The sequence below is a fragment of the Nocardia sp. NPDC055050 genome, from assembly GCF_053608345.1.
In genome coordinates this window covers 1-23,094 of record NZ_JBSGVG010000064.1, presented here as the reverse complement: position 1 = coordinate 23,094, position 23,094 = coordinate 1, and the positions used below count along the sequence as shown (strand labels likewise).

Below are 23,094 nucleotides of genomic sequence, written 5' to 3'. Positions count from 1 at the left end.
GGGGTTGGCCCCCCCCCGGGGGGGGCGGGGGGCCGGGCGCCCCCACCGGTGTCGATCAACTGCCCGCGATGATCGACTCCGCAGCACCCGGCGGGACCGGGGCGTAGGAGTCGAACACCATCGAGTAGTTCGCTCGGCCACGGGTTTTCGAGCGTAGGTCCCCGATGTAGCCGAACATCTCCTGGAGCGGGGTCAGCGCGCGGATGATGTGCGCGCCGCCGCGTTCCGTGAGCTCGGTGACCCGGCCACGACGGGCGTTGAGGTCACCGATCACCTCGCCGACGTACTCCTCCGGTGTCACGACCTCCACGGCCATCACCGGTTCGAGCAGCACCGGCTTCGCTCGCGCGAGCGCCGCGCGCACCGCCGCCGCTCCCGCGAGACGAAACGCCAGTTCCGACGAATCCTGCACGTGTGCGGCGCCGTCGAGCAACGTCACCTTCACGTTCACCAGCGGAAAGCCGGCGAGCGTGCCGACGCGCAGCGCGTCTTGCGCGCCCGCGTCCACCGCGGGGATGTACTCCCGCGGTACGCGCCCGCCGGTGACCCGGCTCTCGAATTCGTAGATCGCGTCGTCCTCGGCCACGTGGGGTTCCAGCGCGATCACCACCTTGGCGAACTGCCCGTGCCCACCCTGTTGCTTGCGGTGGGTGTATTCGAACAGATCGACTGCCGCGGTGATGGTTTCGCGGTAGGCCACGCGTGGGGCGCCGATGTCGGCGTCGACCCGGAACTCCCGTTTCATCCGGTCGACCAGGATCTCCAGATGCAGTTCGCCCATGCCGCCGATGACCGTCTGGCCGGTTTCGGCGTCGATGCGCACGGTGAACGTCGGGTCCTCGTCGGCCAGGCGCGCCAAGGCGGTGCCCAGCTTGTCCTGGTCGGCGCGGGTCCTCGGTTCGATCGAGACGGCGAGTACGGGGTCGGGGAAGGTCATCGACTCCAGGACGACGGGGGCTGCCCGATCGCACAGGGTGTCGCCGGTTCCCGTCGCCTTCAGGCCGATCACGGCACAGATCTGCCCGGCCTGCACCCGCTCGACGGCGATCTCGGTGCTCGAATGCATCTGGAACAGTTTGCCGAGACGCTCCTTTCGTCCATTGGTCGAATTCAGTACGGTCGCACCGGGTTCGGCGGTACCGGAGTACACCCGCAGGTAGACGAGCTTGCCGAAGAACGGGTGCAGCGCGACCTTGAACGCCAGCGCCGCGAACGGCTCGGCGATATCGGGCGCGCGGTGGATGTGCTCGCCCTCCGGCGAGAACCCGTGCACAGCAACGACATCCAGCGGCGACGGCAGGTAGTCGACGACGGCGTCCAGCAGTGGCTGCACGCCGATGTTGGCCAGCGCCGAGCCACACAGCACCGGGTAGGCCCGTGCGTCGATCGTCATCCGCCGGATAGCCGCCTCGAGAACATCGACGGTGATCGGCTTGCCTGTGAGGTAGCGCTCCAGTACTTCCTCGTCGGCCTCCGCGACGGCCGCCTCCAGCGCATCACGATGCTGGAAGGCTTTGGTACGCAGATCTTCCGGAATCTCGATCGTCTCGAAACGAGCACCGCGGTCGGTGTCGCCACGCCACACCTTGGCGGTCATCTCGACCAGGTCGATGATGCCGTCGAACTCGCGTTCCGCACCGATCGGCAGCTGAATCACCAACGGGCGCACCCGGAGTCGCTCCGCGATGGTCCGCACGGTGAACGCGAAATCGGCACCGAGCTTGTCCATCTTGTTCACGAAACAGAGCCGCGGGACGCCGTATTTATCGGCCTGCCGCCACACCTGCTCCGACTGCGGCTCCACGCCCTCCTTGGCGTCGAACACGGCGATCGCACCGTCGAGCACCCGCAGCGAACGCTCCACCTCGACGGTGAAGTCGACGTGGCCGGGGGTGTCGAGGATGGTGATCTGGTGCTCGTCCCACCAGCAGGTGGTCGCCGCCGCCGCGATGGTGATGCCGTGTTCGCGCTCCTGGATCATCCGGTCCATCACCGCGGTGCCGTCGTGCACCTCGCCGAGGGTCCGGGTGACACCGGTGTAGAACAGCACCCGTTCGGTGGTCGTGGTCTTGCCCGCGTCGATGTGGGCGGCGATGCCGATATTGCGAATTCGGGCGAGATCGATTCTGGTCATGGGAATCCCCCAGGCTGGTTCTTGTCGATGAATCGACGCTCGCCAGTGGGGCGTTCCGGGAACGGCACGGGCGTCGGATCACGCGGCGCCGCACCGGCGCCGAAGGACCCGATGCGAGCTAGAACCGCGACTGCGGACGTGCTGTAACCATGCGACAAGTTCTACGCGCCCGATCGCGCGCTGTCGACGGGATTTCCGCCGCCCGGGCATAAACGCGCGACCACCACGGTTCGACACAACGAACAGCCCCGCCACCCCCTAGGAGCCGATCGATGCCCGAAACCACGCTCGACCTGCACGCCCTCATCGCCGACTCCCGCATCGGCATCCTGGCCACCATCAAATCCGACGGCCGCCCCCAACTCTCCCCCGTCACCCCGTACTACGACCGCGCCGCGGGCATCATCTACGTCTCCATGACCGAAGGCCGCGCCAAGACGATCAACCTCCGTCGCGACCCGCGCGCTGCCCTCGAGGTCACCAGCGCCGACGGCTGGTCCTGGGCCACCGCCGAGGGCACCACCACCTTGACCGGCCCCGGCACGGACCCGAACGGCCCGGAAGTCGAGGCCTTGGTCGACTACTACCGCGCCGCCGCGGGCGAGCACCCCGACTGGAACGAGTACCGCGAGGTCATGGTCGCCGACCGCCGCGTACTCATGGCACTGTCCGTCGAGCACGTATACGGGGCCAAGATTCGCTGAATCAGCCTGTTGCCGACAGGAACTCGGTGACGTCCGAAGCGAACCGGGCGTGTTTGATCGCACCGAGATGATCTGTCGCGGGGTAGACGATCAAGCGGGAGTCAGGAATGCCGTCTGCCGTGTAGCGGAAGGAGGATTGGTCGTAGAACTCGTCACGGTCGCCTGCGACGACCAGAGTGGGGTTCGTGATGTCGGCGAGACGGTCGGTGAGATCGAAGGCATCTTCGGCATGCACGAAGGCGAGGGTGTCGGCTGGGTTCTTCGGGCGGAACAGCGGGTCCGCAAGCCAGGCCGCGGCACCGATGAGCCGGGCCTTCAGCCGCGATTCGATGCCCTGGGTCGCCATGTGGTGCAGCGAGCGTTTGCCCGCGGCGGCGGCCTCCGCGTAGTTCATCTGCGACACCCGTGCGGACTGACCGAGACGGTAGGCGGAGGAAGCGATCACCAATCGGCGCACCACCGAGGGGTGGTCGGCGGCGAGTTGCAGCGCTACCGAGCCGCCCGACGAGATGCCGAGAACGTCCACGGGAGCACCGAATTCGTTGTGCAGGGCTTCCGCGTGCTCCCGCGCGATATCGCCCATCGAGGTACCGGCCGCCATCCCCGGCGCGCGATTGACCGCGTACACCCGGAAGTTCCTGGCCAACGGCGCCATCGTCTTGATCTCGCTGGACCGCAGCCAGCCACGCGGATTGGCGTGGTCGGGCATGAACCACCGCAAGAACACCAGCGGCCGCCCCGATCCGAACGCGAGATAGGGCATCCCGTGTTCGAGCACCCCTTCGCTGACATCCAATTCCCGTTCGAGCGCGGCCTTGCCCACGAGGTCTCCGATCCTCTCGAATGCGATAGTGCCCCAACGCTACCGAGCACGACCGACAACCACGATGACGTCAGAAGTCATCCACCGTCGGTAGGCTGACGGTTCGTCGACTACAGGAGAATCCGATGGGACAAGAATCGCTGTTGCGCCGCGGTGTCGGCGCGTTCAACACCGGCGTGGTCGCCCTGACCAATGCCCCCGTCATCGGCAAGCTACTCGGCAAAGCCTTCGCCCAGATCACCTACACCGGCCGCCGCTCGGGCCGCACGTTCAGCACCCCCGTCAACTACCGCCGCTCCGGCGACGAATACCTCATCGGCGTAGCGATGCCGGACAAGAAGTCCTGGTGGCGCAACTTCCTGGACGAGGGAGCCTCTGTCACTCTGCGCATCGACGGCATCGACCACCCCGGCCACGCCATAGCCCACCGAGACGACCGCGGCCGAGTAACCGTCCGCGTCCGACCGGCGTAGTGGATCCGTCCGAGTCACACGATCGCCCCTGAAAACGCCGAACGGCGCCGCTCCCGAAGGAGCGACGCCGTTGCGGTGTCAGCAAGTCAGAGACTCACTTGATGATCTTCGTGACGCGACCGGCACCGACGGTGCGGCCACCCTCGCGGATCGCGAAGCGCAGGCCTTCGTCCATGGCGACCGGCTGGATCAGCTTGACCAGCATCTCGGTGTTGTCGCCGGGCATGACCATCTCGGTGCCCTCGGGGAGGGTAACGACGCCGGTCACGTCCGTGGTACGGAAGTAGAACTGCGGGCGGTAGTTGTTGAAGAACGGGGTGTGGCGGCCGCCCTCGTCCTTCGACAGGATGTACGCCTGGCCCTCGAACTCCGTGTGGGGAGTCGTGGTGCCCGGCTTGACGACAACCTGGCCACGCTCGACATCTTCGCGCTTGATGCCACGAACCAGCAGGCCGACGTTGTCGCCCGCCTGGCCCTGGTCGAGCAGCTTGCGGAACATCTCGATGCCGGTGACGGTGGTCTTGGTCGACTTCTCCTTGATGCCGACGATTTCCACCTCCTCGTTCACGTTGACGATGCCGCGCTCGACACGACCGGTGACGACGGTGCCACGACCGGTGATCGTGAAGACGTCCTCAACGGGCATCAGGAACGGGAGCTCGGTCTCGCGGACCGGGTCCGGGATCGAGTCGTCGACGGCCTGCATGAGCTCGACGATGGCCTCGGCCCACTTCTCGTCGCCCTCGAGGGCCTTCAGACCGGAGACACGCACGACCGGCGCGTCCTCGTCGAATTCCTGCGAGGCCAGCAGTTCGCGGACCTCCATCTCGACGAGCTCGAGGATTTCCTCGTCGTCGACCATGTCCGACTTGTTCAGCGCGACCAGGATGTAAGGCACGCCGACCTGACGGGCGAGCAGCACGTGCTCGCGAGTCTGCGGCATCGGGCCATCGGTGGCCGCGACCACCAGGATGGCGCCGTCCATCTGCGCCGCACCGGTGATCATGTTCTTGATGTAGTCCGCGTGACCCGGGGCGTCGACGTGCGCGTAGTGGCGCTTCTCGGTCTGGTACTCGACGTGGGAGATGTTGATCGTGATACCACGAGCCTTCTCCTCCGGCGCCTTGTCGATCTGATCGAACGCAAACGCGTCGTTCAGGGTCGGGAACTTGTCAGCCAGCACCTTGGTGATCGCTGCAGTCAGCGTGGTCTTGCCGTGGTCGACGTGACCGATGGTGCCGATGTTGACGTGCGGCTTCGTCCGCTCGAACTTCGCCTTCGCCACTTTGGGGTCCTCCTGGACTTGTTGGTGCGTGCATTTGCAGCAGTGCGTGTGTCATCCCCACTGGGGGTGGGGATCGGGTTTTTTCTTGACGTCCAGCACTTGCGGTCCAGTGTGCCACTGGACCGCAAGAGGGTTTTATTCGCCGGTCGCCTTGGCGATGATCTCCTTGGACACGTTGGCCGGAACCTCCGCGTACTGGGCGAACACCATGGAGTAGTTCGCGCGACCCTGGGTCTTGGACCGCAGGTCACCGATGTAACCGAACATCTCCGAGAGCGGAACCAGCGCCTTGACGACACGGGCACCACTGCGTTCCTCCATGGCCTGAATCTGGCCACGGCGGGAGTTGAGGTCGCCGATCACGTCGCCCATGTATTCCTCGGGCGTGATGACCTCGACCGCCATGAGCGGCTCGAGGATCACCGGACCGGCCTTACGGGCCGCTTCCTTGAGGGCCTGCGAACCCGCGATCTTGAACGCCATTTCCGAGGAGTCGACGTCGTGGTACGCGCCGTCGAGCAGGCTGACCTTCAGGTTCACCAGCGGGTAGCCGGCGAGCACGCCGTACTGCATGGCATCCTGGGCGCCCGCGTCGACCGACGGGATGTACTCACGGGGCACGCGACCACCGGAGACCTTGTTCTCGAACTCGTAGGTCGCGCCGTCTTCGCCGACGAACGGCTCGAGGGCGATGATGACCTTCGCGAACTGGCCGGAGCCACCCGTCTGCTTCTTGTGGGTGAACTCGTGCTTCTCGACCTTCTTGGTGATGGTCTCGCGGTAGGCCACCTGCGGCTTGCCGACGTTGGCCTCGACCTTGAACTCGCGACGCATACGGTCGACGAGGATGTCGAGGTGGAGCTCGCCCATGCCGCCGATGACGGTCTGGCCGGTCTCCTGGTCGAGCTTGACCGAGAACGTCGGGTCTTCGCGCGCCAGCTTCTGGATCGCGGTGCCGAGCTTTTCCTGGTCGGACTTGGTCTTGGGCTCGATCGAGACCTCGATGACCGGATCCGGGAAGGTCATCGACTCGAGGACGACCTGGTTCTGCGCGTCGGACAGGGTGTCACCGGTGGTGGTGTCCTTCAGGCCGATGACCGCGTAGATGTGGCCTGCCGACGCCGTGGCGACCGGCATCTCCTTGTTGGAGTGCATCTGGAACAGCTTGCCCAGACGCTCCTTCTTGCCCTTAGTCGAGTTCACGACCTGGGCGCCGGAGGCGACCTGACCCGAGTACACACGCACGTAGGTGAGTTCACCGAAGAACGGGTGCACCGCGATCTTGAACGCCAGGGCCGCGAACGGCTCGTCGACGTTCGGCTTGCGGGTGATCAGCTCTTCTTCCTTGTTGGGCACGTGGCCGGTGGTGGCCTCGACGTCCAGCGGGGAAGGGAGGTAATCGATGACCGCGTCGAGCATGGGCTGAACGCCCTTGTTCTTGAACGCGGAACCGCACAGCACCGGGTACAGCTCGGAGTTGACGGTCATCTTGCGGATGGCGCCCTTGATCTCCTCGATGGTGAGATCCTCGCCACCGAAGAACTTCTCGAGCAGTGCCTCGTCGGACTCGGCGACGGTCTCGAGCAGTTCCTGACGGTACTGCTCGGCCTTCTCCTTGAGGTCGGCCGGGATCTCGACGACTTCGTACTCTTCGCCGAGCTTGGTCTCGCCCTTCCAGACCTTGGCGTTGTTCTCGACCAGGTCGACGATGCCCTCGAAGTCGTTCTCAGCGCCGATCGGCAGCTGGATCACGAGCGGACGAGCGCCGAGACGGTCCTTGATGGTCTGCACGGTGAAGTAGAAATCCGCACCGAGCTTGTCCATCTTGTTCACGAAGCAGATACGCGGCACGTCGTACTTGTCGGCCTGACGCCACACCTGCTCGGACTGGGGCTCGACACCCTCTTTGCCGTCGAACACCGCGACCGCGCCGTCGAGCACACGGAGCGAACGCTCCACCTCGACGGTGAAGTCGACGTGCCCGGGGGTGTCGATGATGTTGATCTGGTTGTCTTTCCAGAAGCAAGTGGTAGCCGCGGAGGTGATGGTGATACCACGCTCCTGCTCCTGCTCCATCCAGTCCATCGTGGCCGCGCCATCGTGAACTTCACCGATCTTGTACGTGATACCGGTGTAGAACAGGATGCGTTCGGTCGTGGTGGTCTTGCCCGCATCGATGTGGGCCATGATGCCGATGTTGCGGACCTTGTTCAGGTCGGTGAGCACGTCCTGTGCCACGAAATTCTCCCTTTTAAGTGACGGGCCGGGCTATCACCAGCGGTAGTGCGCGAAGGCCCGGTTCGACTCGGCCATCTTGTGGGTGTCCTCGCGACGCTTCACGGCGGCACCGAGGCCGTTGCTGGCATCGAGGAGCTCGTTGGCGAGACGCTCGACCATGGTCTTCTCGCGACGGGCGCGGGAGTAGCTGACCAGCCAGCGCAGCGCCAGGGTGTTGGCGCGGCCCGGACGGACCTCGACCGGCACCTGGTAGGTGGCGCCACCGACACGGCGGGGCTTCACCTCGAGGGCGGGCTTGACGTTGTCCAGCGCGCGCTTGAGGGTGACGACCGGATCGGTGCCGGTCTTCTCACGCGCCTGCTCGAGGGCACCGTAGACGATGCGCTCGGCGGTGGACTTCTTGCCGTCCATCAGGATCTTGTTGACCAGCTGAGTGACCAGCGGGGACCCGTAGACCGGGTCGTTGATCAGCGGACGCTTGGGTGCGGGGCCCTTGCGTGGCATATCAGCTCTTCTCCTTCTTGGCGCCGTAGCGGCTGCGCGCCTGCTTGCGGTTCTTCACGCCCTGGGTGTCGAGCGATCCACGGATGATCTTGTAACGGACACCCGGGAGGTCCTTCACACGACCGCCGCGAACGAGCACCATGGAGTGCTCCTGCAGGTTGTGGCCTTCACCGGGGATGTACGCCGTGACCTCGATCGCGCTGGTCAGGCGAACACGCGCGACCTTACGGAGCGCGGAGTTCGGCTTCTTGGGGGTGGTGGTGTACACGCGAGTGCACACGCCACGACGCTGCGGGCTCCCCTTCAGGGCCGCAGTCTTGGTCTTGGTGACCTTGTCGCGGCGACCCTTGCGGACCAGCTGGTTGATGGTTGGCATAGACCGGCTTTCCTTATTGGTAATTGCGCTTGGTGTGCAGTGTCTTGCAGTTCATCGAGCTTTCACCCGCACGTCAGACCACGTTTCCCTTAACCCGTGGTCGGGCGTGTCGCTGAGGCGCTCAGTGCCCTTTTCAAGGCACGTTGGAACGTATCGGCCGCTTTCGCTGGCCTACGTTCACACACGAACTTGCCCGCAGTAATCCGGGCACAGGGATCCACGATACCCGCGTGCCCGATTCGGGGTCAAAGCGGGGGGCCGCGTCAAGCCTTCTACCGGGCGAGATCCAGGGTCAGCTCGACCAATTTCTGGGCGCCCACGCACGGATCGGGGTGCGCCGAGCCGGGCCGGTAGTTGATCCACCACCCGACGACGCCGACATCGGCGGCCGGGGCGGTGACGCCGCAGGAGTCGTTGTCGCCCGGTCTGCGCACCTGCAACGCCCTGCGGCCCTGCACGGTGATGTCGCCGGAGGTGTAGCCCAACTTGTCGTTGGTGGTCTTCTCGTTGTTCAGCGTACCCATCTCGTACCAGTTGAGGCTGGCCATGGCGCCCCCACCGGGTGCGTCCTCGATGTCCCACATGCAGACGGCACCGCTGAACGAGGCGCTCACGCTCTTGGCGTTGCCGATGATCTCGCCGATCTTGGCCGCGGCCACCACCTCGCACTCGCGCAGCAGCTTGTCGAAGTCGGTATTGATCGTCTCACCGCCGCCGCCCTTCCCCAGCGGCTGGGCAGTGCCCTCGATCTTCTGGCCGCAGCCTGCCAGCGCGAGGGTGAGCATCAGCGCCGCGGCGGCGACCTTGCCGGCGCTCACTGCAGCCGTCCCACGGTCAGCTCGGCCAGTTTCCTGGTCCGGTCGCACGGGTTGCCGCCGGTGGCGAAGATGCCGGTGGACATCGACCACTCGAAGAAGTCGTCGTCGAGTTGCACGGCGAGGTCGCAGACAGTGCCGCTCTGCGGGTCGAGCGCCATGAAGCCGGTATGCCCACCCACGTCGATGGTCTCCGGTGCACGCCCCACGTTGGAAACCCACGCCTTCTCACGTTCGATCGGACTGCCCCGGTAGGACGCGAAAGTGACACTGGGGGAATTCATTCCGGCCGACTGCCAGTTGCAGCCGGTCGCGTTCTTGTAGACCCGCGCGATTTGGCCGAGGCCGGCGAGGTTGCGCACTTCGTCGTCGGTGACGTGGCCGCACTCACCGACGAAGGGCCCCAGTGAGGCGACCTTCGGTGGTGGTCGGTTGGGTCCTGTCGGCGTATCGGAGTCGCCCCCCGATCCGCACGACGTCAGCATGACGACCAAGGTCATGCCGGTGATGATCGCCGAGGGGATCCGCATGGCCGCAACTGTAGTAGGTCCGCGGACCCGGTCACAGGTTGCCGCGAGCCTCCTGTTCGCGCTCGATGGCCTGAAAAAGGGCCTTGAAGTTGCCCTTTCCGAAGCCGAGTGAGCCGTGTCGCTCGATGAGTTCGAAGAAGACGGTGGGGCGATCGGTGAGGGGACGGGTGAAGATCTGCAGGAGGTAGCCGTCCTCGTCGCGGTCGACCAGGATGCCTCGGCGCTGGAGTTCGTCGACCGGTACGCGCACGGCGCCGATGCGAGCGCGCAGTTCGGGATCCTCGTAATAGGTGTCGGGTGTCGCGAGGAATTCGACGCCCTCGGCGCGCAGGGCGTCGACGGTTTCGAGGATGTCGCCGGTGGCCAGTGCGATGTGCTGGACGCCGGGGCCGCGATAGAACTCGAGATACTCGTCGATCTGAGAACGCTTGCGGCCCATCGCCGGTTCGTTGAGCGGGAACTTCACCCGGTGATTGCCGTTGGCGACGACCTTGCTCATCAGCGCGGAGTACTCGGTGGCGATGTCGTCGCCGACGAATTCGGCCATGTTCGTGAATCCCATGACGTCGCGGTAGAAGTCGACCCAGCGATCCATCATGCCGAGTTCGACATTGCCGACCACGTGGTCGATGGCCTGGAACACGCGCTTGCCCGGCTCGCGGGTGGAGGTGCGCGCGATATAGCCGGGGAGATAGGGACCCGCGTAGCCGGAGCGGTCGATCAGGGTGTGCCTGGTGTCGCCGTAGGTGGCCAGTGCGGCCGAGCGCACGGTGCCGAATTCGTCGGTCTCGTCGTGCGGTTCGGTGAGAACGGTCGCGCCGTGATCGCGAGCCCAGGCGATGCAGCGGTCCACGTCGGGGACCTCGAGCGCGATGTCGACGACACCGTCGCCGTGGCGGTCGTGGTGGGCGACGAGCGAGCTGTCGGGGTCGACCGCGCCGGTGATCACGAATCGCGCTCCCCCACTGCGCAGCACGAACGACTTGTGGTCGCGACTACCGGTCTCGGGGCCCGAGTACGCCTCCAGCCGCATGCCGAACGCGGACTGCAGGAAGTGGGCGCTCTGGGTCGCGTTGCCGACGACCCAGACGAGGGCGTCCCATCCGATCACCGGAAACGGATCGACACTGTCGTCGTGCTCGATCAGCCCGACGAGCTGCTGCTCAATGGTCATGACCTAGGAAATCGCGCCGGGCCGCAGGTGGGCAACTACACCATCTTTGTCTGAGCAGGCTGGCTCGAGAAGACACCGGATGCCCACAAATGATGGACAATTTGAATAGCAACCGGACATGGAGGTCTTCGCATGCGCACCCCCGCGAAATTGGATGAGCTCGACCTGGCGATCCTCACCGCGATGCACGAGTTCCAGAAGGCCGGAATTCTCGAACTGTCGCGGCGGACGAAGGTCGCGCGGGCGACGGTGCAGGCGCGGATCAACCGGATGGAGGAATCCGGGGTGATCGCGTCCTACGATCCGCAGATCGATGTCACCGCAGCGGGTTTCGATGTGCAGGCGTTCGTGACCCTGGAGATCGCGCAGGGCGCGCTGGATACCGTGAGCGCGGAGCTGGCGGCGATTCCGGGAGTGCTCGAGGCGTACGCGACGACCGGTTCCGGTGACGTGCTGTGCCGGATCGGGGCCGATTCCCATGCCGGTTTGCAGGCGGTGTTGTTGAGCATCGATCGGACCGGGTCGGTGGTGCGGTCGCACAGTGTGATCGTGTTGTCGACGGTGGTCGCCCATCGGACCATGCCGCTGCTGCACACCTTGGCCCCGGCGGGGACCGCGAAGGCCCCCGCGTACCGCGATCACCGCTGACCGTTACTGCCGGGAGCCGACTCGGACGGAGCTGCTATTGCCTGGCGAGGCGGGTGAGCAGACCCTGCACATGTGCCTCGGCGGCCGCGCGGGCGGACTCGGGGTGGCCGGATTCGAGGGCTTCGACGATGCGGCGGTGTTCGCGCAGGGCGACGCGGCGGTTGCGGGCCGAGCACCACAGGTCGCCGCGGTAGAGGTGGGCCTGGGCTTCCAGGCGGGCCAGTTCGTCGACGACGCACGCGTTGCCGCAGGCGTCGCGGATGAACGTGTGGAACTCCAGGTCGAGCTGGGCGTCGCGAGCGGGATCGGCGGGATCGTCCAGATGCGCTTGCTGGGCGGTGATGATGCCGGTGAGCGTGTCGAGGTCCGCCTCGGTGAGGCGGGTGGCCGCCGCGGCGGCGGCGAGACCGTCGAGGGCGGCGCGGACCGCCAGGACATCGCGGATGCGATCGTCGTCGACGGCGGCGACCTTCGCCCCCGCATGCGGTGCGCTGACCGCGAGACCCTCGTAGATCAGCTGCTGCACCGCTTCGCGGACGGGGCTGCGACTGACCCCGAGCTCGGTCGCCAGCGCGGGCACGCTGAGCGACTGGCCCGAGGTCAGCTCGCCGGAGAGGACCATCTGCCGGATCCGTCGATGGACAGACTGGCCGAGCAGCGAGGCTTCGGTCATCGCAGTGCCCTTTCCGTTGGTTGCGGTGATTATCCCTGGGGGCGGTAGTTCGCCTGTACCCGCTGAGTCAGGAAGTCGGCCGCGGTGACGGGCGGGTACTTGCCCGCGGGCCCCTGGATGACGGCATCGCGGTCGGCCTGGGCGAAGTAGGCGATGCTGTAACGCTCGCCCTGGTACTCGCCCTCGCCGGGGCTGCGCACGCGGTGGAAGTTCGACGGCAGCAGGTCGTCGCTCCAGCGGGTGAGCATGTCACCGATATTGCAGGTGATCAGGCTCGACGACGCAGTGATGGAGGTCCACTCCTGCTCTTGCATCTCCTTGCCGGGACACACCTGGAGCCCGCCCTGCCCGTCGCGCTGGAAAAGCAGTGTGAGGCAGTCGAAGTCGGTGTGCGCGCCGGCCCGCCAGCGTCCGGGGACGCCGCGCAGTTCCTCGGGAACAGCGAAGTAGTGCAGCAGCCGCAGGGCACTCTGGTAGCTCTCGGAGCCGGGATCGTGTGCGGCGGTGAAGTGTTCACGGTCGAGTCCGAGGCGGTCGGCGAAGCAGGACAGCACCCGCATCGCCACTGCCCAGGCCCGGCTCTCGAAATCGAGGACGCGGGTGCGGAATCCGGCCAGCTCGGTCTCGCTGGGCCACAGCTGGTCCATGTGCGGCCGGGTGATCTGATACGACTCCTTCTGATCGGGAACCCCGATGGACGGGCGCACCTGACTCAGGCTCTCCCAGCCCGCGTTGTTCTGCTTGACCAGGGGGTACTGCCCCTTGATCTGCTCGGGGAGGGCGAAGAAATCGGCGGTGGCGCCGAACATCTCGTCGATCAGGTCCTGCGGGATGCCATGGCCGGAGAGCTGGAAGAAGCCGATCTCGGTGGCGGCGGCCCACAGTTCGTCGGTGATCTCGGCGCGGCGGTTGTCGAAGTCGGTGAGGTCGACGACGCGGATCTCGCGGTCGGTGGTCTCCTTGCCGAGACCACCCATCTGCTTCTCGCGCGAGACTTCGGACAGGTCGTAGCTGGTGGTCATGGGTGTCTCCTTAGCCGGTGACGGAAATGGCGGGGTCGAGGAATTCCTTGGTGACCAGGTCCTTCGCGGTCAGGCCGGTCGGCACGTTCGCGCCGCCCGATCGCAGGATGGGGGCGAATTCGTCGATGATGCGCTGGACGCGGGCCTCGTCGAAACTGCCGAGCACGCCGTCGGTGTCGTTGCCGATCAGGCCGCCGTCGATGAGGGCCTTTGACCCGAATTCGGCCAGTTCGGCGCTGTAGGGATTGAGCTTGGGGTTCTGCTCGACCACATCGACGACGACGTCGTCGACGTGGCTGGGATCGGCCTTGAAGGAGGCCGTGGCCTGCTGGATCATCGGCACCAGCTTCTGCAGACACGGACGCAGCTCGGCGAGCTTGTCGGCGCGCACGTTGACGGTGCGGGCATAACCCTCGTAGCCGACATCCTTGAGCAGCTGGTAGCCGACCGGCTTGTTCCAGGCCCGCACCTCGTGCTCGTAGGTGAAGGGTTCGGCATTGGCGAAGCCCTGCTGAGCGAAGGACGGATCGGTGACGAAGCGCGAGGGCGAGTTGTCGTAGGAGGCGTCGACCTGCTCCTTCTTCACCAGTCCGCGCGCGACCAGCCAGTCCGGGTACAGCTGGCCCTTGGAGACCACCACCGGCTTGCCGGACTTGCCGATATCGGTGATGCCCTTCCAGTCCGGGTTGGTCTTCGGGTCCCACATCAGCATCTGAGGGCTGTTGCGCAGCAGCGTGGTGACGGCGACGATCGGCTGCTGACCCGCGGCGGCGATGGCGTGCTCGGAGTGCGCGAGACCGAGGGTGATGCTCTGGTCGACGTACATCTGCGACGGCACGGTCTGGAAGCCGATGGCCGGGCCGCCCGCGCGGATCTCCAGCTGCACGCCGGTGTCCTTACCGTCGGCGACGAGCGGGCCGGTGATCTTGTTGTTGTCGGCGTCGACTGTGTAGCCCGGGCCGAGCATGCCGAAGATCGGGCCGGAGTCGGTTTCCGGCGCCCACTGGAGCTGGACGACCACGGTGGCCGGGCAAGCGCCCGCGAGTTGCTGTTCGGCCGGGGCCGGTTCGAGCGCGACGGCAGGGGCGTCGGAGGCGTCGCCGGAACAGGCGGACGCGGTGCCGGCCAGCAGCACCGCCAGCGCGGCGATACCTACGCGACGTAGGGGAAGTGTCTTCATGGTGATCCTTAGTTGGCGGAGTTGTGCCAGCGGCCGACGCTGACCTTCTGGATGACCGTGAACACGGTGAACACGAGCACGCCGAACAGGGCGGCCAGCAGCAGTGCACCGATCAGATCCTCGGATTGCAAGCGGGCGCGGTAGGTGTCGAGCAGGGTGCCGATGCCGGGCTTGCCCTGCGCGAAGAACATGTCGCCGATGATGGCGCCGGTGACCGAAAGTCCCGCGGCGGTGCGCAATCCGGTCAGGGTCGAGGGCAGCGCGGCAGGCAGTTGCAGCGACCAGAGGCGGCGCAGGCGGCCCGCTCGGCCGAGGGTGAACAGCTCTTGGAGATTGCCGTCGACGGATTTGATACCGAACAGGGTCATCGCGATGATCGGATGGATCGCGATCAGCACACACACGGTGGTGCGGGCGGCGAAGCCGTAGCCCAGCCACAAGCCGATCAGCGGGACCACTGCTAGCACCGGGATCGCCTGGAGAACAACGGCGTACGGGTAGACCACGTTCTCGATCGGTTTGGCCTGACTCATCAGCACCGCGATCGCCACCCCCAGCACCGCCGAGATCAGCAGGCCGGTGATCGCGACCCTGGCGGTGACGGCCAGCGCCTCCAGCATCACCTCGAGTTTCTTCGGGTCGGCCAGCGATTCACTGAACACCACGTGCGGCGGCGGCAGCAGGAAGCGGCGACCCTCGCTGAGGACCAGCATCGACACCGCGTACCAGGCGGCCAGCGCCAAGGTGATCGAAACAATCGGCGCTACCAGCGAACTGCCGAATTTGCGCAGGTGCGCGGTGGGCAGCTGCATCTTCGTGGCGGCGGGAACACGGGCCGCGACACTCACCATCAGGCAGCCTCTTTCAACGAGCGCGAGATGCGCGAGACGAGTTGGGTGAACGCGGGTTCGAAGCGCAGTTCGCGTTCCCGCGGGTAGGGCAGGTCGACGTCGATCACCTCGTGGATGCGGCCCGGCCGGGCCGACATCACCACCACCCGCGAGGCCAGGAATACGGCCTCGGAGACCGAGTGGGTGATGAACAGGGCGGTGAAGGCGTTGTCGCGGTAGAGGCGAAGCAGCTCCTCCTGCATGTTCAGCCTGGTCATCTCGTCGAGCGCGCCGAACGGTTCGTCCAGGAGCATCAGCCGCGGTTCCAGCGACAGCGCCCTGGCCAGCGAGACGCGCATGCGCATGCCGCCGGAGAGCTGGCTGGGCAGCTTGTTCGCGAAGTCGGCCAGGCCGACGGCTTCGATCGCCCGCTCGACCCGGTCGCGGCGCGTCTTGCGGTCGACCCCGGCCAGTTCGGCCGAGAGTTCGACATTGCGGCGAACCTTGCGCCACGGCAGCAGCGTGGCCTCCTGGAAGATGAAGCCGATCGAATTCGTGCGCACCGCAACGGCTCCCGAGCTCACCGGCTCGAGACCGGCCGCCAGGCGCAGCAGCGTCGACTTACCGCAGCCGGACGGGCCGACCACCGCGACGAATTCGCCTTCGCGGATGTCGAGGTCGACGTCGGTCAGGGCGAGTGTGCCGCCTTCGCCGCCGAAGCACTTGCTCACACCGGCGAAGGAAACCTCCATGCCGGACAACAGCGTCCTCGCGTCGGCGTCGTTCACCGTGTCGTAGAGCGTCACCGTGATCACCTTCTCCTGCGGTATATCGGTTTTGCGTGCAACCTTGGAATGGATTCAGATTGATCTAGCTGAATTACATGCAATGTGTCGTTCGTTTCCGATGTATTAACAGTCATCGCATGCGGATCAGACGTCGCGCGAGATCCTGATGATCGACGCGGGTGCTGCGGCCGTCGCGGATCACGGCCTCGCCGTCGACCCACACGGTGTCGATCACGCGCGGCGACGCGGCGGTGAGCAGGGTGGCACCGGGGTCGAGAACCGGCAGGCAGGCGAAGTCGCGGTCGAAGCGAACCAGGGTGAGATCGGCGCGGTCGCCCACGGCGATGCCGGTGCGCGAAGGGCGGCCGAGCACCCGGCCCGCGGCCCCGGTCGCCATCCGCAGCATCTCGTCGAAACCGAGCAGGTCGGCCTGCTTATGGGCCGCACGCTGCAGGTATGCGCCGACGCGCAGGGCCAGCAGCATGTCCTGAGTGTCGTTGCTCGCGGCGCCGTCGACACCGAGGGTGACGTCGATGCCTGCCGCGAGCATCTCCGGAACCGGGGCGACGCCGCTGCCGAGGCGCATGTTGGAAACCGGGTTGTAGGAGACGGCGACACCGCGTTCGGCGAAGACCTCGCGGCCGCGCTCGTCGAGGTTGACGCAGTGCACGGCCAAGGTGCGGTCCCAGAGGAAACCGCTCGCGTCGAGGTAGTCGACGGCTGAGACACCCGCATGCAATCGGCACATGTCGTCGTCGGTGGTGGTCTCGAGTACATGTATCGACACGGTTTTGCCGGCGGCTCGGGCGTACTCGCGGGCGGCCGCCATGCCGTCGGGGGTCAGGCAACGCGGATTGGGAACGGCGAGCGCCGTCGTGATGCGGGTACCGACGAGTTGCTTGTCGAGCTCGTCGACGTGGGCGAGAGCCTCGTCGAGCGGCTGCAGGAGCCGCGGATCGAGGCCCCATTTGCGGGTGATGTCGGCACGGTCGGCGATGCCGCGACCGAGGACCACACGGATTCCGAGCTCTCGCAGCGCGCGGATCATCGCCTGGTGGATCTCGTCGGACGGGCTCGGCCACATGTGTTCGACGACCGTCGTGACGCCGCTACGCAGCAGCTCGAGGCCACCTGCCAGCGCCGAGAGATAGGTCTGTTCCGGGGTGGCGGCCACGGTGCGTTCGCCGACGCAACGCAGCCATTCCAGCAACGGCAGGCCCTCGCCGACTCCGCGCAGAACCGCCTGCTGAAGGTGGGTGTGGGTATTGACGAAGCCCGGCAGCAGATAACCGCCACCACCGTCGAAACGGGGCAGCTCCGCGTGTTCGGGGGTGGCCCCCACGGCGATGACCACGCCGTCTTCGATCACGACTTCGCCGGGCGCCCAGCCCCGCTCGGTGTAGACGGTGACATCGGTAATGACTACGGACGCGACAGAATCCATGCGCGCACCTCTTTCGGGATGCGGCTGGTTCGCTCGCCGGATTCAGCGGAGCACGTCGTCCGTTGCAGCCATGAACGTCGTGGGACCGACCCTAGGAAGCCGTTGTTGCCTCGACGTTAAAGCGACGTCACGGGCGAAGGTCGGCGCCGGGCTCGAGGATCTCGACGACCGGTTCGGATTCGGCCTCGAGGAAGGCGAGCAAGGCACCCGCTTCGGCTTCCACCTGCGCCGCTTCGGTTTTCGTCCACGGGCGGGCCGGACTGATCCGCAGGCGAGCGGTTCCGGACTTGACGAAGATCTTGTACACCCCGGCCGCGAAACCGTCGATCAGGATCGGCGAGACGTTGGTGGCGAAGGCGCGCAGGGTCGGCGGGTTGTCGTCGCCGGTGATCCGCGCGCGGTCCTGGTGGGACAACAGCGCGTTGTCGTACCAGCCGAGCAGCCGGACCGGGGCGGGCAGGTCGGGATCGGCGAGTTCGAGGTCGGCCGCGTCGTAGAGGGTGCGGCCGCGGGCGTCGGTGTAGGTGCGCACCCGGTCGCCGAGTTCGGCGACGGCCTTCTTCATGGCGGGCAGGCGCGACCACGCCTGCATGTCCATCGTGCTCGCCGGGCCGAAGGCGCGCAGGTAGCGCAGGATCAACTCCGATACCGGGTAGTCCGGATCGAGTGGGGCGCCCAGCCAGGGTTGAACCCGCGACCAGACCGGGCGGCTGTTGTCGCCCCAGCGGCCGCGCGGGGGTGTTTGCAGGACGGGGAGTTGATACAGCCAGGTCTGCAGGACCGCACCGGCGTCGCGGTCGGGGTAGCGGCGGGCGGCTTCGGCGCGCAGGTCAGCCGCCGACTTCGGCTCGTCACCGAGCGCCGCCTCCCCGTGCGCGCGCACTTCGTCGGGGTCGAGGCCGACCATCGCACCGTAGTTGAAACCCTGACGGAACGGGGCTTTCTCGAGCACGGGCTGAATGTGCGGCGCGATCCGCAACGCATCCGGCGGCGTGACGAGGTGAATCGTGCCGCGCATCAAGGTGATCCGCACCAGGGACCGATCATCGAGGCCCTTCGATACCGTCGCCGGATCGAAATCGGCTATCCGACTCCACAAGCCGATGAACGGCGGCGGTACGTCCTGGGCCTGCAAGCCGACCAGGTGCTCGCACATCTGGTCGGTGGTCAGCGTCGAACGCTCCAGCAGATGCTGCCGGGCCAGCAACGTCCGGTTGAGTGTTCTGTTCGACAGCTGCATTCGGTTTCCTTCGTCGACCCGCGATGACCCGCCGACAGTACCGCCGACCTGTGACAGCCGGCGCGGTCAGCGCAGCCGCACGACCACCTTGCCGGTGGCGGTCCGGTTATCCAGTGCCGCAACGGCTTCGGCGGTGCGTTCCAGCGGGTACAGCACCGGATCGGGAGCGGGGATCGCGCCCGACGCCAGCAGCGGGGCGATCTCGGCCCACTGCTCGGCGAGGTAGGTGGGATGGCTCATCACCCATTCGCCCCAGGCCGCGCCGACGACCTCGACGTTCTTGAGCAGCAGGCGGTTCACCTTCACCGTCGGGATCTCCCCCGCCGTGAAACCGACGACCAGCAGCCGGCCGCCGCCCGCCAGGGAACGGACGCTGTCGGTGAAGCGGTCGCCGCCGACCGGGTCGAGGACGATATCGACGCCACGACCGTCCGTCAGGTCCTTCACCGCGGCGAGCCAGTCTTCGGTCAGCACCACATCGGTGGCGCCATTGGCCTTGGCCACCTGTGCTTTCGTATCCGTGCTGACCACCGCGATCACCCGGCCCGCGCCGAGCGCCCTGGCCATGCGCAGCGTGGAGGTGCCGATACCGCCCGCCGCGCCGTGCACCAGCACCGTCTCGCCCTCGACCATCCTGGCGCGCTTGGTCAGGCAGAAGTGGACGGTGAGGTCGTTGAACAGCACGCCCGCACCGGCTTCGAGAGAGACGTTGTCCGGCAGGGCGAACACCGCGTGTTCCGGCGAGACCGCCACCTCGGCGACGCCGTTGCCGAGCATGGTCAGCGCGGCCACCCGGTCACCGGGGCGCAGCGACGAACCCTCCGGCGCCTCGCGCACGACACCGGCCACCTCGCCGCCGACGACGAACGGCAGGCCCGGCTTCATCTGGTAGAGACCGCGCGTCATCAGCACGTCGGGGAAGGCGATGCCCGCGGCGTGCACGTCGATCAGCACACCGCCCGGATAGGCCACCGGCTCGGGCAGATCGACGATCTCGATCGCCGACGGTCCGTCCAACTTGCCGACCTGGGCTGCGCGCATTTCCGACACCTCTCTTGATGACATTCACCCGCGAACATAACCCGCCGGTGGGATCAGCGATGGGCGAACTCGGTGACCGGCTCGCTGGCGAGCACCGAACCGGCCTTGATGATCGTCAGACCGGAAGAGTCGAGCTGGTACTGCGTCCCGTCGGTCAGGTTGGTGACGGTGTACGCGCCACCGCCGTTCGGTACCGGATCATCGAGTTCGATCCCGGCACCGTCGCTGGCGCGTACACCCTTGTAGTAATACCGCTGGTCGCCGGTGTGACAGATGACGACACGCGATCTGGTGGTGCGGGCGATGGACATCGCGGCGTCGTTGTCGTTGCACCGCGGGCCCGCGTTCAGGAAACCTTGGCCGTCGGCGCCGGAGACACTCGATTGCAGCGGGGGGACAGTGGTCGTGATCGGCGATTGTTCTGTGGTGGGGACCGTCTGGCTGACGGTCTCGATCACCGAGGGATCGACAACGCCGGACGCGGGCGGCGGCGGCACGGCCACATCGCGGCGGTCGTCGACGGTCATCATGAACCACACCCCGATACCGACCGCCGCCAACACGATCAGCGAACCCAGCGCACCGGCCAGCACCGGCGTGGCCGAATTACGTTGCGGGGGAATCGGGAGCGGTGCCGACGGATGGGTATAGCCACTCCCCTGGCCGGGACCGGTCACACCGGGTGCCGCGCGCAGGACCGTCGGTTGGTGCTCTGCTGCCCGATACGCGCCTGCGGGTTGGGGTCCGGTCACCCGGCGCGTCGGCTGCGGTCCGGCGGATTGCGGGCCGCTCACGCGATGCGTCGAATACGGTTCGCCGGATTGCGGCCCCGTGACCCGAGTGGTCGGCCCGGCGCCGGTCGCCTGCCCTCCCGACCGGGACACCGGCCCCCTTGCCGTCACCGGTGAGTGCGAGTCGGGCGCATAGGCCGCCGAGCCGTAGACCGCCGGGGGCGATTGCGAATCACGAAACAGCGCTGCGGAATCCCGGGTAGCGGGTGACCGCGAGTCCGGCGACAGCGCCGCGGAATCCCGCGTCGGGGGCGAATGCGAATCCGGCGAAAGAGCCGCCGAGTCGCGAGTCGGCGGTGGTTGCGAGTCGGCGGGCACGACCGCCGAGCCGCGGGTTGTCGGCGGGGAAGCGAGATCGCCGACCCGGCTCGGCGGTGTCTGCGGGCCGGTGATCTCGATCCGGGGCCCGGATACCGTGGCGGGAGTGGAGCGTTCGGCTTGGATCAGCGCCGCTCTGGCGGCCCGGGCCAGGTCGACGGGGGTCGCGTAGCGCTGGTCGGGCCGCTTGGCCATGCCCCGTTCGACGACCGGGTCGAAGGTGGTCAGCGTGGCGTCGGCCGCGCTGGGGCGCGGGGCGGGCGCCATCTGATGCGAGCCGATCGCGCCCGCGAGGCTGTTCACCGGGTACGGCACCCGGCCCACCAGGCATTCGTAGAGAACACAGGTGAGCGCGTAGGTGTCCACCGACGGCGACATCGGCACACTCTCGAACCGCTCCGGCGCCATGTACGCCATCGAGCCGACCGCGCTGCCCGCGCTGGTGAGCTGCGGGTCGGTGGCGGTGTGGGCGATGCCGAAGTCGACCAGGTAGGCGAACAGGTTGCCGGTGAGCAGGATGTTGCCCGGTTTCACGTCGCGATGGACCAAGCCGACCTCGTGCGCGGCGTCGAGCGCGAACGCGATCTGCTCGACCACCTGCACCGCCTCGACCGGCGTGAGCCTGCCGTACTGCTGCAAGCGCTCCTTGAGATCGACGCCCTTGACCAGGCGCATGTCGATGTAGAGAACACCGTCGACCTCGCCCCAGTCGTGCACCGGGATGACGTGCGGTTCCTGCACACTCGCCATAGCCTGCGATTCGCGACGGAAACGCTGCACGAAGGTGGGATCACCAGCGAGTTCACGGTTGAGCATCTTGAGGGCGACAACACGATTCTTGGACGTGTCGTATGCCTCGTAGACCTCCCCCATACCGCCGACTCCGAGAAGTCTGCGAATTTCATAGCGCCCGAACATCGAGCCCGCCATCGCTCCGCCGGCCATTACAGCAGGCTACCTGGGCGCCGATAGGTCTGTCATGTAGGACAACCCCGCTGCTGGGCCCTTGGTGACCCACACTGGTACCGCTAGTCCCGGCTCGGCGTGAGGGTGTGATCTGCGACCCGTAAAGTCGTCTACAGAACTACGCAAGAAGTCGCGGCGCACTGGTGTGTCGCGCAAGGAGCACACGTGTCACTCGATCAGCCACTGGCCCCGCTTCCCGAGGAGGGCACGGGTTTCGCCACGGCGTGGCCCGTCCGGGCAGGCGACGTGGATCCTTATCAACGACTCCGCCTGGACGCCGTAGCGCGCTACCTGTCCGACATCGCCTGGGACGAGCTCAATCAGACCGCGCTGCACCTCACCGACCCCACCTGGATCGTGCGCCGCACTGTTATCGACGTGATCCGCCCGGTCGTGTGGCCCGATCACGTGCATCTCGAGCGCTGGTGTTCGTCGATGTCCACCCGGTGGACGAATATGCGCACGCGGATCACCAGCGAACGCGGTGGGTTGATCGAGACCGAGGGATTCTGGATCAACCTCAGCGAGTCGAGCAATCTGCCCGCCCGGATCAGCGACGACGGCCTCGCCTACCTGGCCCGATCCACCGACGAGCATCGCCTGCGCTGGCGGCCCTATCTCACCGATCCGGCGCCGCGCGAATCCGACGCCGACCTGCCGTTCCCGGTGCGGGCGACCGATATCGACCAGTACAACCATGTCAACAACGCCTGCTACTGGCAGGCTGTCGAACAGTTCCTGGTCGACTTCCCGAAGCTGGTCGCCGGACCGCATCGCGCCGTGATCGAGTACGTAGCGCCGGTGCTGGCCCGCGAGCACATCACCGTGCGCGCCCGCCACGAACCGGGCGACCGGACCGGGCAGATGGTGCTGCGCCTGTGGTTCGTGGTCGGCGGCGTCACCACAACCGTCGTCCGGATCATGCCGCTACCGTAATTTTGGCGGCTGGCGCCGCGTGTTCTCGGCCCGGAGGCCTCGATCTTCCCTCCCTCCGGGCACTCCTTCGTCGCACCCTCCACTCAGTCCAGATCAAGGCGGCCGAGAACCGGCCTGCGACCGTTCCTGTGGCGCGGCCGGCACGGGTACCCGACACCGCG

General features: G+C 66.7%; 22 protein-coding genes. 4 read left to right on the top strand and 18 right to left on the bottom strand.

Annotated elements, in window-relative coordinates; all coding sequences use genetic code 11:
• Window positions 1-55: 55 nt before the first annotated feature.
• Window positions 56-2,134 (bottom strand): elongation factor G, encoded by a 2,079-nt coding sequence (fusA, locus tag ACWGCN_RS34300; protein WP_452459829.1) that lies wholly within the window; start codon window positions 2,132-2,134, stop codon window positions 56-58.
• A 272-nt stretch (window positions 2,135-2,406) separates the two neighbouring features.
• Here fusA (ACWGCN_RS34300) and ACWGCN_RS34295 point away from each other — a divergent pair, with 272 nt between their 5' ends.
• Window positions 2,407-2,838 (top strand): PPOX class F420-dependent oxidoreductase, encoded by a 432-nt coding sequence (locus ACWGCN_RS34295; protein WP_452459828.1) that lies wholly within the window; start codon window positions 2,407-2,409, stop codon window positions 2,836-2,838.
• Window position 2,839: 1 nt separating this feature from the next.
• On the opposite strand, the gene ACWGCN_RS34290 is transcribed toward ACWGCN_RS34295, so the two are convergent.
• Entirely contained in the window at window positions 2,840-3,661 is an 822-nt protein-coding gene (locus ACWGCN_RS34290; protein WP_379317202.1) for an alpha/beta fold hydrolase, read from the bottom strand.
• Between the two features lie 125 nt (window positions 3,662-3,786).
• On the opposite strand from ACWGCN_RS34290, the gene ACWGCN_RS34285 reads away from it, so the two are divergent.
• Window positions 3,787-4,134: a nitroreductase/quinone reductase family protein gene (locus ACWGCN_RS34285; RefSeq protein WP_378990903.1), complete on the top strand. Its 348-nt coding sequence runs from the start codon at window positions 3,787-3,789 to the stop codon at window positions 4,132-4,134.
• A gap of 94 nt (window positions 4,135-4,228) precedes the next feature.
• Here ACWGCN_RS34285 and tuf read toward each other — a convergent pair whose 3' ends face one another.
• The 7 genes from tuf to hppD all read right to left on the bottom strand — a co-directional run bounded on the left by tuf (window position 4,229) and on the right by hppD (window position 11,056).
• Entirely contained in the window at window positions 4,229-5,419 is a 1,191-nt protein-coding gene (gene tuf, locus ACWGCN_RS34280; RefSeq protein WP_056814209.1) for an elongation factor Tu, read from the bottom strand.
• A 135-nt stretch (window positions 5,420-5,554) separates the two neighbouring features.
• Window positions 5,555-7,657, bottom strand: coding sequence for an elongation factor G (fusA, locus tag ACWGCN_RS34275; protein ID WP_056814212.1), 2,103 nt, complete (start codon window positions 7,655-7,657; stop codon window positions 5,555-5,557).
• Between the two features lie 33 nt (window positions 7,658-7,690).
• Window positions 7,691-8,161 (bottom strand): 30S ribosomal protein S7, encoded by a 471-nt coding sequence (gene rpsG, locus ACWGCN_RS34270; RefSeq protein WP_056814216.1) that lies wholly within the window; start codon window positions 8,159-8,161, stop codon window positions 7,691-7,693.
• Between the two features lies 1 nt (window position 8,162).
• Complete coding sequence (gene rpsL, locus ACWGCN_RS34265) at window positions 8,163-8,537, bottom strand: 30S ribosomal protein S12 (protein ID WP_056814220.1); 375 nt, start codon at window positions 8,535-8,537, stop codon at window positions 8,163-8,165.
• Window positions 8,538-8,809: 272 nt separating this feature from the next.
• Window positions 8,810-9,355 carry a DUF3558 domain-containing protein gene (locus ACWGCN_RS34260; RefSeq protein WP_378990908.1) on the bottom strand — a complete coding sequence of 182 codons (546 nt, stop codon included), beginning with the start codon at window positions 9,353-9,355 and terminating at the stop codon, window positions 8,810-8,812.
• Entirely contained in the window at window positions 9,352-9,882 is a 531-nt protein-coding gene (locus ACWGCN_RS34255; protein WP_379314799.1) for a DUF3558 domain-containing protein, read from the bottom strand. The genes ACWGCN_RS34260 and ACWGCN_RS34255 overlap by 4 nt, the downstream gene beginning before the upstream one ends.
• A gap of 31 nt (window positions 9,883-9,913) precedes the next feature.
• Window positions 9,914-11,056 carry a 4-hydroxyphenylpyruvate dioxygenase gene (gene hppD, locus ACWGCN_RS34250; protein ID WP_452459827.1) on the bottom strand — a complete coding sequence of 381 codons (1,143 nt, stop codon included), beginning with the start codon at window positions 11,054-11,056 and terminating at the stop codon, window positions 9,914-9,916.
• 132 nt (window positions 11,057-11,188) lie between these two features.
• Between hppD and ACWGCN_RS34245 the strand changes: the two genes are divergently transcribed.
• Entirely contained in the window at window positions 11,189-11,704 is a 516-nt protein-coding gene (locus ACWGCN_RS34245) for an Lrp/AsnC family transcriptional regulator (protein WP_452459826.1), read from the top strand.
• Between the two features lie 34 nt (window positions 11,705-11,738).
• Here ACWGCN_RS34245 and ACWGCN_RS34240 read toward each other — a convergent pair whose 3' ends face one another.
• From ACWGCN_RS34240 to ACWGCN_RS34200, 9 genes are all read right to left on the bottom strand, one after another.
• Complete coding sequence (locus ACWGCN_RS34240) at window positions 11,739-12,377, bottom strand: GntR family transcriptional regulator (protein WP_378990912.1); 639 nt, start codon at window positions 12,375-12,377, stop codon at window positions 11,739-11,741.
• A gap of 29 nt (window positions 12,378-12,406) precedes the next feature.
• Complete coding sequence (locus tag ACWGCN_RS34235) at window positions 12,407-13,399, bottom strand: isopenicillin N synthase family dioxygenase (protein ID WP_452459825.1); 993 nt, start codon at window positions 13,397-13,399, stop codon at window positions 12,407-12,409.
• Between the two features lie 10 nt (window positions 13,400-13,409).
• The gene (locus ACWGCN_RS34230) at window positions 13,410-14,579 is read right to left on the bottom strand and encodes an ABC transporter substrate-binding protein (RefSeq protein WP_452459824.1); all 1,170 of its coding nucleotides are present in this window, start codon (window positions 14,577-14,579) and stop codon (window positions 13,410-13,412) included.
• A gap of 8 nt (window positions 14,580-14,587) precedes the next feature.
• Complete coding sequence (locus ACWGCN_RS34225) at window positions 14,588-15,430, bottom strand: ABC transporter permease (protein ID WP_378990918.1); 843 nt, start codon at window positions 15,428-15,430, stop codon at window positions 14,588-14,590.
• Window positions 15,430-16,215, bottom strand: a complete 786-nt coding sequence (locus ACWGCN_RS34220) for an ABC transporter ATP-binding protein (protein ID WP_449969285.1) — start codon at window positions 16,213-16,215, stop codon at window positions 15,430-15,432. The genes ACWGCN_RS34225 and ACWGCN_RS34220 overlap by 1 nt, the downstream gene beginning before the upstream one ends.
• A 112-nt stretch (window positions 16,216-16,327) precedes the next feature.
• A complete protein-coding gene (locus ACWGCN_RS34215; RefSeq protein WP_452459823.1) occupies window positions 16,328-17,641 on the bottom strand; it encodes an amidohydrolase family protein in 1,314 nt (437 codons plus the stop codon).
• Between the two features lie 127 nt (window positions 17,642-17,768).
• Window positions 17,769-18,881 (bottom strand): winged helix DNA-binding domain-containing protein, encoded by a 1,113-nt coding sequence (locus ACWGCN_RS34210; protein WP_452459822.1) that lies wholly within the window; start codon window positions 18,879-18,881, stop codon window positions 17,769-17,771.
• Window positions 18,882-18,947: 66 nt separating this feature from the next.
• Complete coding sequence (locus tag ACWGCN_RS34205; protein ID WP_378990922.1) at window positions 18,948-19,922, bottom strand: NADPH:quinone oxidoreductase family protein; 975 nt, start codon at window positions 19,920-19,922, stop codon at window positions 18,948-18,950.
• A gap of 53 nt (window positions 19,923-19,975) precedes the next feature.
• Entirely contained in the window at window positions 19,976-21,976 is a 2,001-nt protein-coding gene (locus ACWGCN_RS34200; protein WP_452459821.1) for a protein kinase domain-containing protein, read from the bottom strand.
• A gap of 186 nt (window positions 21,977-22,162) precedes the next feature.
• Between ACWGCN_RS34200 and ACWGCN_RS34195 the strand changes: the two genes are divergently transcribed.
• Complete coding sequence (locus ACWGCN_RS34195; protein ID WP_378634320.1) at window positions 22,163-22,933, top strand: acyl-[acyl-carrier-protein] thioesterase; 771 nt, start codon at window positions 22,163-22,165, stop codon at window positions 22,931-22,933.
• Window positions 22,934-23,094: the final 161 nt, after the last annotated feature.

Bases quoted from the DNA above. Each gene is read 5' to 3' on its own strand.
- fusA (WP_452459829.1), bottom strand. From the start codon at position 2,134: ATGACCAGAATCGATCTCGCCCGAATTCGCAATATCGGCATCGCCGCC.
- ACWGCN_RS34295 (WP_452459828.1), top strand. From the start codon at position 2,407: ATGCCCGAAACCACGCTCGACCTGCACGCCCTCATCGCCGACTCCCGC.
- ACWGCN_RS34285 (WP_378990903.1), top strand. From the start codon at position 3,787: ATGGGACAAGAATCGCTGTTGCGCCGCGGTGTCGGCGCGTTCAACACC.
- rpsG (WP_056814216.1), bottom strand. From the start codon at position 8,161: ATGCCACGCAAGGGCCCCGCACCCAAGCGTCCGCTGATCAACGACCCG.
- rpsL (WP_056814220.1), bottom strand. From the start codon at position 8,537: ATGCCAACCATCAACCAGCTGGTCCGCAAGGGTCGCCGCGACAAGGTC.
- ACWGCN_RS34255 (WP_379314799.1), bottom strand. From the start codon at position 9,882: ATGCGGATCCCCTCGGCGATCATCACCGGCATGACCTTGGTCGTCATG.
- hppD (WP_452459827.1), bottom strand. From the start codon at position 11,056: ATGACCATTGAGCAGCAGCTCGTCGGGCTGATCGAGCACGACGACAGT.
- ACWGCN_RS34245 (WP_452459826.1), top strand. From the start codon at position 11,189: ATGCGCACCCCCGCGAAATTGGATGAGCTCGACCTGGCGATCCTCACC.
- ACWGCN_RS34240 (WP_378990912.1), bottom strand. From the start codon at position 12,377: ATGACCGAAGCCTCGCTGCTCGGCCAGTCTGTCCATCGACGGATCCGG.
- ACWGCN_RS34235 (WP_452459825.1), bottom strand. From the start codon at position 13,399: ATGACCACCAGCTACGACCTGTCCGAAGTCTCGCGCGAGAAGCAGATG.
- ACWGCN_RS34230 (WP_452459824.1), bottom strand. From the start codon at position 14,579: ATGAAGACACTTCCCCTACGTCGCGTAGGTATCGCCGCGCTGGCGGTG.
- ACWGCN_RS34225 (WP_378990918.1), bottom strand. From the start codon at position 15,430: ATGGTGAGTGTCGCGGCCCGTGTTCCCGCCGCCACGAAGATGCAGCTG.
- ACWGCN_RS34215 (WP_452459823.1), bottom strand. From the start codon at position 17,641: ATGGATTCTGTCGCGTCCGTAGTCATTACCGATGTCACCGTCTACACC.
- ACWGCN_RS34210 (WP_452459822.1), bottom strand. From the start codon at position 18,881: ATGCAGCTGTCGAACAGAACACTCAACCGGACGTTGCTGGCCCGGCAG.
- ACWGCN_RS34205 (WP_378990922.1), bottom strand. From the start codon at position 19,922: ATGCGCGCAGCCCAGGTCGGCAAGTTGGACGGACCGTCGGCGATCGAG.
- ACWGCN_RS34200 (WP_452459821.1), bottom strand. From the start codon at position 21,976: ATGGCCGGCGGAGCGATGGCGGGCTCGATGTTCGGGCGCTATGAAATT.